General features: G+C 67.3%; 12 protein-coding genes. 6 read left to right on the top strand and 6 right to left on the bottom strand.

The window, feature by feature from the left end; genetic code table 11:
- Positions 1 to 163 precede the first annotated feature (163 nt).
- The gene (locus LQD00_RS09620) at positions 164 to 733 is read left to right on the top strand and encodes a type 1 glutamine amidotransferase domain-containing protein (RefSeq protein WP_232716914.1); all 570 of its coding nucleotides are present in this window, start codon (positions 164 to 166) and stop codon (positions 731 to 733) included.
- A 57-nt stretch (positions 734 to 790) separates the two neighbouring features.
- Here LQD00_RS09620 and LQD00_RS09615 read toward each other — a convergent pair whose 3' ends face one another.
- Positions 791 to 1,408: a maleylpyruvate isomerase family mycothiol-dependent enzyme gene (locus LQD00_RS09615; protein WP_232716913.1), complete on the bottom strand. Its 618-nt coding sequence runs from the start codon at positions 1,406 to 1,408 to the stop codon at positions 791 to 793.
- Positions 1,409 to 1,540: 132 nt separating this feature from the next.
- Here LQD00_RS09615 and LQD00_RS09610 point away from each other — a divergent pair, with 132 nt between their 5' ends.
- Positions 1,541 to 2,854, top strand: coding sequence for an aspartate aminotransferase family protein (locus LQD00_RS09610; RefSeq protein WP_232716912.1), 1,314 nt, complete (start codon positions 1,541 to 1,543; stop codon positions 2,852 to 2,854).
- A gap of 18 nt (positions 2,855 to 2,872) precedes the next feature.
- Here LQD00_RS09610 and LQD00_RS09605 read toward each other — a convergent pair whose 3' ends face one another.
- Positions 2,873 to 4,912 carry an OPT family oligopeptide transporter gene (locus tag LQD00_RS09605; RefSeq protein WP_232716911.1) on the bottom strand — a complete coding sequence of 680 codons (2,040 nt, stop codon included), beginning with the start codon at positions 4,910 to 4,912 and terminating at the stop codon, positions 2,873 to 2,875.
- A 208-nt stretch (positions 4,913 to 5,120) separates the two neighbouring features.
- Here LQD00_RS09605 and LQD00_RS09600 point away from each other — a divergent pair, with 208 nt between their 5' ends.
- Complete coding sequence (locus LQD00_RS09600; RefSeq protein WP_232716910.1) at positions 5,121 to 5,780, top strand: TetR/AcrR family transcriptional regulator; 660 nt, start codon at positions 5,121 to 5,123, stop codon at positions 5,778 to 5,780.
- A 198-nt stretch (positions 5,781 to 5,978) separates the two neighbouring features.
- Here the strand turns inward: LQD00_RS09600 and LQD00_RS09595 are convergent, their stop codons facing one another.
- Complete coding sequence (locus tag LQD00_RS09595; protein WP_232716909.1) at positions 5,979 to 7,589, bottom strand: GMC oxidoreductase; 1,611 nt, start codon at positions 7,587 to 7,589, stop codon at positions 5,979 to 5,981.
- A gap of 430 nt (positions 7,590 to 8,019) precedes the next feature.
- On the opposite strand from LQD00_RS09595, the gene LQD00_RS09590 reads away from it, so the two are divergent.
- A complete protein-coding gene (locus LQD00_RS09590) occupies positions 8,020 to 8,856 on the top strand; it encodes an SDR family oxidoreductase (RefSeq protein WP_232716908.1) in 837 nt (278 codons plus the stop codon).
- A gap of 65 nt (positions 8,857 to 8,921) precedes the next feature.
- Here the strand turns inward: LQD00_RS09590 and LQD00_RS09585 are convergent, their stop codons facing one another.
- Positions 8,922 to 9,338, bottom strand: a complete 417-nt coding sequence (locus LQD00_RS09585; protein ID WP_232716907.1) for a DUF5313 domain-containing protein — start codon at positions 9,336 to 9,338, stop codon at positions 8,922 to 8,924.
- A 177-nt stretch (positions 9,339 to 9,515) separates the two neighbouring features.
- On the opposite strand from LQD00_RS09585, the gene LQD00_RS09580 reads away from it, so the two are divergent.
- A complete protein-coding gene (locus tag LQD00_RS09580) occupies positions 9,516 to 10,010 on the top strand; it encodes a MarR family winged helix-turn-helix transcriptional regulator (RefSeq protein WP_232716906.1) in 495 nt (164 codons plus the stop codon).
- 260 nt (positions 10,011 to 10,270) lie between these two features.
- Positions 10,271 to 11,962, top strand: coding sequence for an MDR family MFS transporter (locus tag LQD00_RS09575; RefSeq protein WP_232716905.1), 1,692 nt, complete (start codon positions 10,271 to 10,273; stop codon positions 11,960 to 11,962).
- Here LQD00_RS09575 and LQD00_RS09570 read toward each other — a convergent pair.
- Both LQD00_RS09570 and LQD00_RS09565 read right to left on the bottom strand, forming a co-directional pair.
- Positions 11,957 to 13,348, bottom strand: coding sequence for a DJ-1/PfpI family protein (locus LQD00_RS09570; RefSeq protein ID WP_232716904.1), 1,392 nt, complete (start codon positions 13,346 to 13,348; stop codon positions 11,957 to 11,959). The two genes, LQD00_RS09575 and LQD00_RS09570, sit on opposite strands and share 6 nt — an antisense overlap.
- Positions 13,345 to 13,974 carry a TetR/AcrR family transcriptional regulator gene (locus LQD00_RS09565; protein ID WP_232716903.1) on the bottom strand — a complete coding sequence of 210 codons (630 nt, stop codon included), beginning with the start codon at positions 13,972 to 13,974 and terminating at the stop codon, positions 13,345 to 13,347. The genes LQD00_RS09570 and LQD00_RS09565 overlap by 4 nt, the downstream gene beginning before the upstream one ends.
- Positions 13,975 to 14,088 lie beyond the last annotated feature (114 nt).

Raw genomic sequence — 14,088 nt, 5'->3', positions numbered from 1 at the left:
GTGCGGCGGCACGCGTCATGGTTGGGGCCCAGCGTCGGTGGGTATGTCCGGATCGGGGCATCACGGCTCACGCCCGGTGCCCGCGATCAAGACGCGGTCGGATCGATCAGCCCGCACGGCGCTGCGAATTCCTGCCCGCCGATGCGTATGAGGAGGAGACACCATGGCCGAAGAACTCAACAACGTCACCGTCGCATTCCTGGTGGCCAGTGAGGGCGCCGAGCAGGTGGAACTCACCGAGCCCTGGAAGTCCATCGAGGCCTGCGGCGGAAAGCCGGTGCTGGTGTCCACCGAGTCCGGCACCATCCAGGCGTTCGATCACCTCGACAAGGCGGACACCTTTCCCGTCGACAAGACCCTCGAAGACGCCCGCATCGCCGACTTCGACGCCCTTGTCCTTCCGGGTGGCGTCGCCAACCCCGACTTCCTGCGAGCCTCGGCACCGGCCGTGCGCTTCGTGCGCGGGTTCTTCGAGGCGGGCAAACCCGTCGCCGCGATCTGCCACGCGCCGTGGACCCTCATCGAGGCCGACGTCGTTCGGGGCCGCACCCTCACCTCCTTCCCCAGCATCAAGACCGACGTCATCAACGCCGGCGGCAACTGGGTCGATGAAGAGGTCGTCACGTGCCGAGGCGGCGACAGCGTGCTGATCACCAGCCGTAAGCCCGACGACATCCCGGCGTTCAACGCCGCGATCGTCGCCGAGTTCGCCCACAGCCGGGTACCCGGCTGACACCCGCTGCGCCCGGAGGTGGCCCGGAGCTCGCGAAGGGCCCCCACCGGGTTGGCGTCACACGACCGAGATCGGACCCTGCTCGCGTCCGGTGAGGATCAACAGCGCCTGCTCACCCTGGCCGGTCAGCTCCGCCGCCTCCACGGCTGTGGCCAGGGCCGACATGAGCACCGGTCGCGGCAGGGTCGACGCCGCTCCGAGCGCGCGGGCGATGTCGAGGCCGTGGACTGCCAGTTCGAAGGTTCTCGTCGGCAGATAGTGGGACAGCAGGATTCCGCCCCACGGGGTGGTGACCGCTCGAGCGCCGATGCCGGTGATCGCCGCGGCCGCGCGGTCGCGGCGTTCGGTCGCCGCCCGCAGTGGATCGTCGCCCAGTTCGACTCCGGCGGCGACGCCGCGGGCCGCCACCTCCGGCGCGGCGGCGAGTCCCTGGATGCGGGCGTAATACCCTCCCACCGAATCGATCTCGATGAGGTCCGGTTCGGGTTGGGCGAGATAGTCGGCGACCGTTGTCAGCGAACGACTCGTGTGTCCGACCAGCGAACGGACCGACCAATCCCCCAGCCCGGGCCGGTCCCACTGATCCGGTCGTACTCGGGCGACCAGTCCGAGGAAGTGTTCGGCGCCCGCGAGGTAGTCCTCGACCGCCGTGTTCAACGTCTGCTCGTCTGCCATGGTGCCTCCTGGTTTTCCCGCAAACAGACTGCACCGCACACGATATTCGGAACCGCGCCGTCATCGTGTGACAGGTCACCGTGCCCATGGTCTGGGCGCGCGCGGCGTCGACGTCACTCGTACCGTGTTGGCATGACCACCCAGCCCGACAGCATCACCGGCCTCGACACCCGCAATCTCGTCCGCTACGGCGGTCAGTTCTCGCCGGAGCTGATCGTCCGAGCGGCGGGCAGCTGGGTCCACACCGCGGACGGACGCCCCCTTCTCGACTTCACCTCCGGCCAGATGTCGGCGATCCTCGGTCATTCGCATCCCGACATCGTCGCGACCGTCACCCGGCAGATCGGCGAGCTCGACCACCTGTTCAGCGGGATGATCTCCCCGCCGGTGCTGGAACTGTCGGCCCGTCTGTCGGAAACCCTCCCGGACGCTCTCGACAAGGTGCTTCTGCTGAGTACCGGCGCCGAGTCCAACGAGGCCGCGATCCGGATGGCGAAGCTGGTCACCGGCAAACACGAGATCGTCTCCTTCGCACGGTCGTGGCACGGCATGACGCATGCCGCGGCCGCCTCCACCTACAGCGCCGGCCGCACCGGCTACGGACCGGTCGCACCCGGTAACTTCGCCCTGCCGACGCCCAACCCCTACCGACCCGATTTCACGAATCCCGACGGCACGCTCGACTGGCAGCGCCAGCTCGATTTCGGCTTCGAACTCATCGACGCCCAGTCGACCGGCTCACTCGCCGCATGCATCGTCGAACCGATCCTGTCCTCCGGCGGGGTGATCGAGCCGCCGGCCGGCTATTTCGCCGCACTCAAACGCAAGTGCGAGGAACGCGGCATGCTGCTCATCGTCGACGAGGCGCAGACCGGTCTGTGCCGCACCGGGTCCTGGTATGCCTTCGAACGCGACGGCATCGTCCCCGACATCCTCACCCTGTCGAAGACGCTCGGTGCGGGACTCCCCCTCGCCGCGGTCATCACCACCACCGAGATCGAGCAGGCCGCCCACGAACGGGGCTACCTGTTCTTCACCACCCACGTGTCCGACCCGCTGGTGGCGGCGGTCGGCGTCACCGTGCTCGACGTCCTACAACGCGACGGGCTCGATTCCCGTGCGGCCCAGGCTGGTTCGGTCCTGCGTGCCGGATTGCTGGAACTGCAGGACCGGCACGAGTGCGTGGGCGACGTGCGCGGCCGGGGGCTCATGCAGGGCATCGAGCTCGTCACCGACCGCGCGACCAAGCAGGGCGCCGACCGGCTCGGGGCCGCGGTGACCGCACGGTGCTTCGAACTCGGTCTCCACATGAACGTCGTCCAGCTGCCCGGCATGGGCGGCATCTTCCGCATCGCCCCGCCGCTGACCGCCTCCGATGACGAGATCCGTACCGGCCTCGACATCCTCGACACCGCGATCACCGAATGTGCCTCGGCAGCAGGCTGATCGGCGACTGAGCCGGGGTCAGGCCTTCGGCTCGGTCCCGGCGGTGTCGGTCCCGGTGGTGTCGGTCCCGGCGGTGTCGGCGGCCTTGCTCGGCACGACGCCGCTGGCGGTGGCGAGCTTGGCGACGCGGTCGTAGAGCAGCGCGACCACGCCGGCGAACACGATGACACCGAGGATCTGAGCCCAGGTGTCGAAGCCGTCGCCGACGATCGCGAGCACCGAGTCGTCGCCGGTGGCGGCGACGATGCCCGCGAAGACGACACCGAACAGGGCCTCGCCGACGATCAGGCCGGTCGCGAGCAGCACACCCATGCGCTTCTTGTGTTCGACTGCGCCGCCGCTCCGTTCGGCCCAGCGGTTGTAGAAGTGTCCGAGGAAGGCGCCCACCGGGATGATGAGCGTGACCGACATCGGCAGGTACATGCCCATCCCGACCGCGAGCGGCGGGAGCCGGAACTTCCCTGCGCGACCGAGCAGTTCGTCGATGAGGATGACGACCGCGCCGATGAGGGCGCCGATGCCGATGAGACCCCAGTTGAGGTCGGCTCCCAGCACGCCCTTCGCGAGGGTCGAGAGCAGACCCGCCTGCGGTGCGGCCAGGGCGTCGTCGCCGGCGCCCGGAGCACCCACGAAGCCGAACACGTCGTACATCAGTCCGAGGATCGGCGGGATGATCGCGGAACCGAAGAGCACACCGATCACCAGCGCCACCTGCTGTTTCCACGGGGTCGCACCCACCAGCTGACCGGTCTTCAGGTCCTGCAGGTTGTCGTTGGAGATGGTTGCGACACCGAAGACCACGGCGGCGGTGAACAGCGTGTAGGCGATCAGTGCGTCGGTCTGGTCCGGGTCAGCGGTCCCGAAGGTCGCCTTGATGAGGATTGCGGCAATGAGCACCACCAGGATGCCGACGCCGGAGATCGGGGAGTTCGACGAGCCGATGAGACCGGCCATGTACCCGCAGACGGCTGCGACCGCCAGGCCGATGACGAAGACGAAGACGATGCTCACCGCGATGATCCCGGTAGCGCTGCCCTCGAGGACGGTGCCGTGCACGAAGTCCCACAGGAGCAGGCCGATCGGGACGAGCAGTACGAGGATGCTGCCGCCGACGATGTTGAAGGGGATGTCGCGCTCGGTGATGTCCACCGTCACGCCTTCGCGACGTGACCGGGACGAGGCGAGCGACCCCTTGATGCCACGGGCGATGGGTCCCATCACCTTGAGGAGGGTCCAGATGGCGGCGATCGCGATGGCACCTGCACCGATGAGTCGCACGTCTTCGGCGAACACACCGGCGACGACATCGCTGAGCGATTCCCCGGCCTCACCCTGGTTCTGGCTCTCGATGGGCAGCAGGACGCCGTAGGAGATGAGCAGACCGACGAGCATCGCGACGCCGACGGTGACGCCGACGAGGTGTCCGATTCCGATCAGCGACATCGACAAGCCGGCGGTGAACAGCGTGCCGCCCGCGCCGACCTTGATCGTCGCGGCGATCGAGTCGCTCAGGACCTTCAGCTTCGTCAGCAGAGCGAAACCCGCCGAGGCGATCGAACCGATGACGATCGTGCGCAGGCCGGCCTTGTTCTCCGCGGCGCCGCCTGCCGAGTCCCCGACCTTCAGGACCTCGGCTGCCGCAACGCCTTCCGGATATGGCAGATCGGATCCCGTGACCAGCGCGCGGCGCAGCGGGATCGAGTACATGACGCCGAGGACGCCGCCGATCGCGCAGACGGCGACCGTGATCCAGTACGGGAATCCCGTCCACCAGCCGATCATCACCAGACCGGGGATCACGAAGATGATCGCCGACAACGTGCCGGCGGCGGAGGCGATCGTCTGGACGATGTTGTTCTCCACCACCGAGTGGTTGGCGAAGTATCGCAGGATGCTCATCGAGATGACGGCTGCCGGGATGGCGGTGGCGAAGGTCAGCCCGACCTTCAGCCCGAGATAGACGTTGGCCGCGGTGAAGACGAGGGTGATGACACCGCCGAGGATGACCCCTCGGAGCGTCAGCTCTCGCAGACTTGTCGTGGCCGTGGTCGTCGCCATCAGGTCCCCTCACACAGGTCGTGAACAGTCACGCCGTGTCTGGACGTGGACCGGATTCACTTGAGTACAGTCGATCCACCTTAGGACCGGGCGTTCGGCTTCGTGCAAACCCGGTCGGTTTGTCGAAGGTCGGCTGTATGTCAGGGCGCCCGGGATCCGGTGGGAAACCCGGCACCGGACGCCGACGACGGTAAGGCATCATCAATCCATGACCGATGGGAAGACGGAGCAGTCTGCCCGTACCCGCCAGGCGCTCATCAGCGCGGCGGAGGAGTTGATCGCGCTACACGGGGTGTCGGCGGTCTCCAGCAGGCAGATCAGCAAAGCCGCCGGTCAGGGCAACAACTATGCGGTCGGCCATCACTTCGGCTCCAAGGACGACCTGATCCGGGCCACCCTCACCACGCACAACATCCCCCTCGACCGCTTACGCCGGAAGGCCCTCGCCGAGATCGGGCCGGACCCGAAGGTCCGCGACTGGATCAGGTGCCTGGTGTGTCCGGAGATCGAGTACCTCGGCGAACTCGGCGCCCCGACGTACTTCGCCCGGTTCTTCGCCAACGTCTCCAGCGACCCGGCCACGACCATCCTGTTGTACGAGCAGATGGGCGACTCCGAACCCCTGCTCGCCATTCTCGAGGGTTTCTACGGTGCGCTGCCGCAATTCTCCGATCCGGTTCTCGAGATCCGCAACAACATGACGCGCCACATCATCGTCAACACGCTGGCCGACATCGAGCGAGCGGCCGAGGACGCCGCCCGTCCGGGCTCCGAGCGGACCGTGACAGCGTGGGAGCATCAGTGCGACATCGTCGTCGACGCTCTCACGGGGATGTGGCTCGCCCCGATCACCCCGTTCGCTCCCTGAGTCGCGATCAGACACCCGTCGCTCCCTGAGGTACGAGTGAACAAGCACCCGTCGCCCCCTGAGGTGCGAGTGAACAAGCACCCGTCGCTCCCCGAGGCGCGAGCGAACAAGCACCCGTCGCTCCCTGAGGTGCGAGCGAACAAGCACCCGTCGCCCCCTGAGGTGCGAGCGAAGCGAGCCTCGAAGGGCACACCCGGATCAGATGACGGTGCCCACGTCCTCGGCGACGATGTGGTCGAGAGCGCGCTCGGCCACCGCGGCGATCGTCATCGACGGATTACAGGCCGCGGTGGTGCCCGGCATCAGCGCACCGTCGATGACGTAGAGCCCGGGCTGGCCCTTGACCCGACCCTCGAGGTCGCAAACGGTGCCCATGTTGGCCCCGCCGAGCGAGTGCCAGGTCGACGGGAAGAATGCGTTGGTGTCGGTGAGGATTGCGTCGGGCCCGGCGATCTTGCGCACCGCACCGTCGATGTGTTTGGTCTGGATCTCCGAGTCGCCCTCGTGCGGCCACTTGATGATCGCGTCGCCCGCGGCGGAGTCGTAGGCGATGACACCGCGCCCTGGGCTCACACCGAAACCGACCATCATCGTCGTACCCGCGTAGACGGGCATGGGAGGCAGCGATGCTTGTATGACGGTGAATGCCCTCTTTGGGTTGCTCCAGTTGGGGCTACCGAAGACCACCGGCCCTCCTTGTACCGCACCGAAGTCGATGCTGGGGCTGGTCCAGGTGTAGATCCGGTCGGCGTTGGTTCCCCAGCCACGCCCGAGGCCGTCCGGTAGATCGGTGATCGTCCCGGCCTCACGAGCCCGCACGAGGAGCTTCGTGGTGTTGACGCTACCGGCGGCCATGATGAGGGTCTTGGTGATGATCTCTTTGTGCTCCAGCACTTTTCCGGTCTCGTCGGTCCGTTCGACGTCGAGAGACCACTTGCCGTCGCGCCGCCGGGTTACCTGCCGGACGGTGTGCAACGTCCGCACCGTCACGAGACCGGTGGCCTCGGCCTGCTTGATGTAGGTGACGTCGACGCTGTGCTTGCCGCCGTTGTTCACGCCGATGGCGCCGTCGCCGTTGGTGTAGGACGGCTTCATCTCACCGCGGAGTTCCGCCTCGGCATAACTCCAGTCGATGGGCATCGGGATCTTCTGCAACGGAAGTCCAGCGGCGCGAACGCGTTTGGCGAACTGTCGCGGGGCAAGGTACTGCGGTGAGCGCACCAGCGAGTCCGGCGCGACCGCGATCTTGAGCATCCGCGCGACCCGCGGATAGTGCACGCGATTCATCAGCTGCCAGTCGAGGGCATTGGGGAAGTGCTCGTTGAACACTGCCTCGCTCGGTTGGAGCGTCATGCCCTGGTAAACCAGCGAACCACCCCCGAGTCCGATGGGGCACAGGGCCGTCATGTTCGCGCCGGCCACCGATTCGAACAGTCCCACATAGGGTTCGACGCTCAGCGGCTTGCCGAACAGGTTCGGTGTGGACTCATGCCACAGCATGCGCTTGTCGGGGCTCGACGCCCGCGGGAAAGTCTCCGAGTTCGGTCCGGTCGGCCACCGCTTGCCACGTTCGAGCATCAGGACGGGCACACCGGCCTGCGCCAGGCGGAGCGCCGAGACCCCTCCACCGAAACCGGAACCGACGACCACCGCCCGGTGTTCCTCGCGGGTGTGCCGTACACGACGGGCCGGCGCCGCCGAGGCCGGCGCAGTTCCGTTGGCAGACACGGCGACCGCGCTGGCCGCACCGGCCGCGGTGACCGCTGCGGCCTTGAGGAAGGTACGTCTCGATGGGAACGTCCCGGACATGGATCTCCTGTCGTCGGTGCACGAGAAGATCGCGCACACATGTGAGGGAACCCGCGGCGAACACGAACCGCGAGCGGGAGAACGACGACGGCTGCGAGCGAAGGCCGCCCGAAGCAGAATTCGGCATCACCTACTGCCCTGTCAAGGGCAACAACGGATTTCGGTCCTCATTCTGCACCGTTGATCGGCGGTGCTTGACAGATCTTCAGTCATATGACTGAATCGAGGGCAGGTGGGTCCACACCACAGACCCAATGCGGACGATCGACCGGGACCGGTCCTCCGAGCAGGCCGCGGATCCGGCCTCTCGAGTGATGCGTTGCCTCGGCCACGGTGTGCAGAGGGGTGCGCACCGTGGCGGGGTCACGCACGGATCCCACTGCCCGCGTTCGCTGTTAGGATGACGCGACCATTCGCGGCGGGGGAATACATGTCAGATCACTTGCAGGACAAGACCATCATCATCACCGGAGCCGGGGGAGGATTCGGCAAGGTCATCGCCGAAAAGTGCGCCGCGGGCGGCGCCCATGTCGTCGGCGTGGACATCGACACCGACGGTCTGACCGCTGTCGTCGATGCCATCGTCGCCGCGGGCGGCTCGGCAGTCGCGCAGGTCGCCGACGTGACCGACATGGAGCAGATGCGGGCTGCCGCGGCTCTCGCCGTCGAGAGGTTCGGGACGATCGACGTCATCGTCAACAACGCCGGCGTCATGCCACTGGCCTTTTTTGCCGATCACGAACGTGCCTGGGAGAAGTGGCACAAGGCCATCGACATCAACATCAAGGGGGTGGTGAACGGCATCTCCGCCGTCTACGACCAGATGATCACGCAGGGTCGCGGGCAGGTCGTCAACATCGCATCGATCTACGGCAACGGCGGCTTCGAGGGGTCCGGTGTCTACAGCGCGACTAAGTCGGCGGTCACCATGCTGTCCGATTCACTGCGGATCGAGGCGAAGGGCAAGATCAAGGTCACCACGGTCAGACCCACCGGTGTCGCCGGCACCAACCTGGCCAGCTGGATCGTCAACGATCGTGCGATCCGCGGCATCGTCGGCCAGCGCGTGTCGTCGTACAGAGAGCACGTCACCCAGATGCTGCAGGGCGACCTTCCTCCCGAGCTGACCGACGTGGACTCGATCGAGTACTGGCTCATCACCCCCGAGGATCTGGCCGACGCCGTCGTCCACGTCATCGATCAGCCCTGGGGCATCAGCCTCTCGGACGTGACCGTGCGCGCGAGCGGCGAGGACTACCTGTACTGACCTCGATACGCGGCGTCCCTCCGCTGGTCGAGTAGGCGAGGAGCCTGCGACGAGCCGTGTCGCGATCAGCGACGACGGTGCTCGCCGCGGTATTTGCGGTGGTACTCGTCGTAGAGGTCGGAGTTCTTCTCCCGCTCGAGCCGGTTGACCAGGTCGGGATTCAGTCCGTGCTGGGCCAGCCGGTGGCGGCGATAGACGCGGTTCAGCGCGATCGAGAAGAAGAGGTAGGCGATGAGGATCGGCGCCGTCATGGTGAACCGAACGCCCCAGTCGGCCGGGACGAACAACATCGGGCACAGGATGATGATGCACGGGATCGCCCAGCGCACGACCATCCGCGCCGAGGCCCCCGGCCCCGCGAGGTCGTTCTCGACCCAAGCGGTCATCGACTTCGGCAGGGGCGCCCAATAGCAGTACTTGATGTACTCCCAGGCATTCGGGGTGGTGCGTTCTGACGTGCTCACTCCTCGATCGTGCCCCATCCGATGGACGCTTCCCAAGCCGGTTGACGCACGCCACACTGTTCACCATCGGGCAGGCCGTCGACGATCACGACGAATCGGACATCACCCGCCGGTGGCTGCGTGTGCTCCAACACAACGCGGTCGGTAGTCTGACCGCGACTCGACACGGCGCACCGGCGAAAGGACTCGGCGATCATGAGCTCGGATCCGACCACCGCCGCGTCCCCGGCCCAGATCGACTCCGACGCCATCGGCGGCCTCGAGGCGGAGCTCACCGACTTCTGGCGTCGCGGCCGCATCCGCACGCGCCTACGTGCCCGCGAGATCGATCCTCGCCTCGATCCGTCGTGTTATCCGCTGATCTCGATGCTCGCCCGTCACAACACGATGCCGATGTCCGACCTGGTCAGCGCGGTCGGCATGGAGAAGTCGACGGTCACCCGGCAGATCGACGCGGTCGTCCGCCTCGGGCTCGCCGAGCGACACCCCGACCCCCGGGACGCACGCGCACGCGTGATCACGCTGACCGACCACGGACGCGAACGCGTTGAGGCTGTCCTCGCGTCGGCGGTCTCGGAGTGGCGCGGCCGCCTGGCCCAGTGGGACCCGGACGACATCCGTACCCTCACACGCCTGCTCCGTCGTTTGGGCGAGGCAACCAATGACCCGGTGGTCGACCCGGAATCCTGACCCCGGCTGTAGGCGGCACGTTTCGCAGCCGATCGCGACGCCGGGAATAACTCGGTTAGTTGCGCGTTACACCTTTCACGCCCTATAGTTGCAGCATTCAACTAAACGGGCGGCGGCCTATGCCGGACCCCCGTTTCCACCAGCCCGTTCCCGGCACCTGTGTCCACGAGGTCGACGAGCCCGTTTCGTCGACGATCTGTGGTCGCCGCCATTCGGCTCCGTCCACACGGCGCACGCTCGACCCCGGAGGTACCCCCCGTATGACAACGTCCCCACCAGTCGTGGAACCCGTCGACGCCCCCATGACCCACAAGCAGCGCATCAACGCGCTGATCGGGCTGCTGCTCGGCATGTTCGTCGCCCTGACCTCGGCGACGATCGTGTCGAACGCGCTGCCGACGATCATCACCCAGCTTCACGGCACCCAGGATCAGTACACCTGGGTCGTCACGGCGACCCTCCTCGCCTCGACGGCCGCCACCCCGATCTGGGGCAAGCTGTCCGACGTCTTCAGCAAGAAGCTCCTCGTCCAGCTGTCGCTCGGCGTGTTCACGATCGGCTCGATGCTCGCCGGTCTGTCGACCTCGGTCTCGATGCTGATCGGCTTCCGCGTGATCCAGGGCCTCGGCCTCGGCGGCATGCAGTCGCTGGTCATGATCGTCATCGCATCGATGTTCAGCCCGCGTGAGCGCGGCCGCTACCAGGGCGCCATCGCCGGTGTCATGTCGATCGCAACCGTCGCCGGACCGCTGATGGGTGGCGTCATCGTCGACACGAGCTGGCTCGGTTGGCGCTGGACGTTCTATGTGTGCGTCCCGCTGGCCGTCATCGCGATGGTCGTCGTGCAGCGCACCCTGAACCTCCCGGTCGTCCGGCGCAAGGTCTACATCGACTACGCCGGTGCCCTGCTGATCTCGGGCGGCGTCAGCGTCATCCTGATCTGGGTCACCCTCGCCGGCAAGAACTTCGACTGGGTCTCAGCCACATCGTTCGGTCTCGTCGCACTCGGGCTCGCACTGCTCGCCGCCGCGATCTGGGCCGAGTCCAAGGCCAAGGACCCGATCATCCCGCTGCACCTGTTCAAGGAGCGCACGACCACCCTCGCGACCATCGCGAGCATCGCGGTCGGCGTGGCACTGTTCGGCGGCGCGGTGTTCCTGGGCCAGTACTTCCAGATCGCTCGCGGCTACTCCCCCACCGCGGCCGGCCTGCTGACCCTCCCGATGGTCTTCGGCTCGGTGGTCTCGGCGACCCTCTCCGGACGCCTCATCACCAAGTACGGCCGCTGGAAGAACTACCTGCTCGCCGGTTCCATCGTGATGGCGATCGGCTTCGGTCTCCTGGCGACGATCGACGCCCACACCAACATGGCGGTCCTCAGCGGCTACCTGTTCGCCCTGGGACTCGGCATGGGCATGACCATGCAGAACCTGGTGCTCGCGGTGCAGAACACCGTGGAACCGAAGAACCTCGGCGCGGCCACCTCGACCGTGACCTTCTTCCGTTCGCTCGGTGGCGCCGCCGGCGTCTCCGTGCTCGGAGCGGTGTTGTCGAACCACGTCACCGACCTCATCGGTCAGGGCCTGCGTGCGATCGGCATCACCCAGTCCGGCTCCGGCGGTGCGGGCCTGTCGAACCTCAACGAACTGCCCGCACCCATCGCGGCGATCGTCCGCGGCGCGTACGGCGACGGCACGGCCCGGATCTTCCTGGTCTCGATGGCGATGGCGATCGTCGGTACGATCGCTGTCCTGTTCATCAAGGAGGTCGCCCTCAACACCCTGACCGGTGAAGAGCAGCGACTCGCCGCGCAGGCGACCGTGGCGCCGACCGACGAGGAGTTCGCACAGGTCGTCGCCGGCGAGACGGTCGACGGCACCGGGGTCGACACCGACCTCGACCGGCGGGCGCTCGCCGACCCGGCAGCGGAACCCGTCGACCGCAGGTCATGACCTTCGCCCGCGACGTCGCACAGCGCCGATCGTGACGCGGGACAATTGAACGAGACCGATCGCGGCCGCCACCAAGGCGGCCGCGATCGCCGTCTGGGCCCAGGGCCACGACGACACCCCGTCTCGACCGGACCCCGGATCGTCCACCGGATACTGCAGACTCTTGGCCACCCAGGTCGCCGTCGCGCGGTCGTAGTGGACCGCGATGTCGTCGATGACCGGGTCGAAGGCGAAACGGTCGCCGGAGTGCAGGTACGTCGGGTCGGGCCCGGACGGCGCGGCCTCGGCGATCCGCGTGCGGGCGGCCTCGCCGCCGGGCACGAGCAGCCGGTCCACCTGCCCGGCCTCGTCCGCCGCCGTCTCGGGCACCACGGTGACACCGTGTTGCGAGACGACGGGCTGCCCGTCCACGGTCGTCGTGGTCATCGTCGCGAGCCAGGACAGCTCGGTGTACGGCCGATACGTGGAGGCCAATTCGATCTCACCCACCCCGTCGGTCACCAACACGTTGTGGTGCGGGCGGTCCCATCGATAGGCGGCGCTGAGGGCGAACGGGAGATCAGCGGGACCCGGCCCCGCCGCGTCGATCTCCACCGGTGCGCCCGAACCGTATCCGTTCCAATGGATCTCGTCGGCGATCCGACGTAACTGGTCACCGGCGCCGAGGCGTTCGAGCACGCGCATCGCACCGTCGATCCCGGCGAGCACGCCCGCCGTGGTCATGATGCGCCCGTCCTCGACGAACCGCACGTCGTCGACCCAATCGACCTGCCGGTGATCGCGGCGCAAACCGATCAGTTTGAGCCAGTGCGCGGTTGCCCGTCGCCCGTCAAGCAATCCGGCGTCGGCGAGGTATTCCGCCCCGACACAGACACTCATCACCGTCGACTCCGGCTCTCGCTCGAAGACCTGTGTCACCCAGCGCATCTCGTCGTCGATGTTTCCGTGCAGCTGTGGCACGACGACGACGTCGGGTCCGCCGCCGGTCATCGTGTCGATCTCGGCGAACGTGTGCTGGGGCAACACTGTCAGCCCGCCGCCGAGTGTGATGGGCTCTGACTTCTCGGCAACCAGGAAGACGTTCACCGCACCGGACCGGGCGAAAACCTCATAGGGCGCGAGCGAATCGGCGACGTTCGTTCCCTCCGCGGCCAGCAGGATCGCGACAGTCGGGCGGTCGGGACGGAACTCCGGCGCCCGCTCCGAAGCCATCGACACAGCCGCGGCGGGTAGGACGGCCGGTTCCGGGTACACCTGTGATGCAGCATGTTTCGCCGACGGTAGGCCCACCGCCACCAACACTCCTGCCGCCACCAGAAGCGTGACCGCGGTCCAGGCCGCCACACCCACCGAACGCCGGACCACCCCTCGCGGACCGGCGCTCACGACACACCGCCGACTGCCTGATCGACTGCCGTCGGAACCGGCGTCCCGGGCGGGGTGACGGTCCCGGCCATCGTCGCGAGGATCAGCCGCGGCGCCTCGACGGCATCGAGCCGGCCGTCGTGCACCGCGGTCGACGCTCCGTGGGTCACGTTGTGCAGCAGGGTGACCAGCCACGCGGCGGCGATGTCGTCGCGGAATGCACCCGATCTCTGCCCCCGCTCGAACAGTGTCTCCGCTGCGGCCATCGGTGCGGCGTGGGCCGACGTCAGCGCATCCTGCGGCAGCGACCGCTGAGCCGCGACGACGAGTGCGCCATGACGGTGGGTCACCGACCACGTGGCGACGACGAGCCGGGCCAGGGCATCGAACGGTTCGCCCTCGTCGAGGCGTGCCTCGGTGATCGCCGCGGTGGTCTCGTTCAGCGCACGGTCGACGACGGCCGACAGCAGCGCGACGCGGTTCTGGAAATGCCCGTACAGGGTCACGCGTCCGACGCCGGCCTCCCTGGCGATGACAGCGACCGAGGCATCGGGATCGCGGGCGAGTACGCGGACTGCGGCGTCGAGGATCGCCTCGACGTTCCGGCGGGCGTCCGCACGCTGGGTACGTGTCGGGGTCTCGGCCATGACGGCTCCTTCACCGAGTATCTCGAACAGCTGTGTTCAAGTTAACACAACTCGAACACCGATGTTCGGTTTATTTCCGGTCGCGTTGACGAACCCGGCGACCGCAGGGGATCC

Origin of the sequence: Gordonia metallireducens, from assembly GCF_021245825.1 — a bacterium.
Classification (GTDB): Bacteria; Actinomycetota; Actinomycetes; order Mycobacteriales; family Mycobacteriaceae; genus Gordonia; species Gordonia namibiensis.
This window is presented reverse-complemented; position numbering and strand designations above follow the sequence as displayed.

Coding starts and splice junctions, on each gene's coding strand:
- LQD00_RS09620 (WP_232716914.1), top strand. CDS start 164: ATGGCCGAAGAACTCAACAACGTCACCGTCGCATTCCTGGTGGCCAGT.
- LQD00_RS09615 (WP_232716913.1), bottom strand. CDS start 1,408: ATGGCAGACGAGCAGACGTTGAACACGGCGGTCGAGGACTACCTCGCG.
- LQD00_RS09610 (WP_232716912.1), top strand. CDS start 1,541: ATGACCACCCAGCCCGACAGCATCACCGGCCTCGACACCCGCAATCTC.
- LQD00_RS09605 (WP_232716911.1), bottom strand. CDS start 4,912: ATGGCGACGACCACGGCCACGACAAGTCTGCGAGAGCTGACGCTCCGA.
- LQD00_RS09600 (WP_232716910.1), top strand. CDS start 5,121: ATGACCGATGGGAAGACGGAGCAGTCTGCCCGTACCCGCCAGGCGCTC.
- LQD00_RS09595 (WP_232716909.1), bottom strand. CDS start 7,589: ATGTCCGGGACGTTCCCATCGAGACGTACCTTCCTCAAGGCCGCAGCG.
- LQD00_RS09590 (WP_232716908.1), top strand. CDS start 8,020: ATGTCAGATCACTTGCAGGACAAGACCATCATCATCACCGGAGCCGGG.
- LQD00_RS09585 (WP_232716907.1), bottom strand. CDS start 9,338: ATGGGGCACGATCGAGGAGTGAGCACGTCAGAACGCACCACCCCGAAT.
- LQD00_RS09580 (WP_232716906.1), top strand. CDS start 9,516: ATGAGCTCGGATCCGACCACCGCCGCGTCCCCGGCCCAGATCGACTCC.
- LQD00_RS09575 (WP_232716905.1), top strand. CDS start 10,271: ATGACAACGTCCCCACCAGTCGTGGAACCCGTCGACGCCCCCATGACC.
- LQD00_RS09565 (WP_232716903.1), bottom strand. CDS start 13,974: ATGGCCGAGACCCCGACACGTACCCAGCGTGCGGACGCCCGCCGGAAC.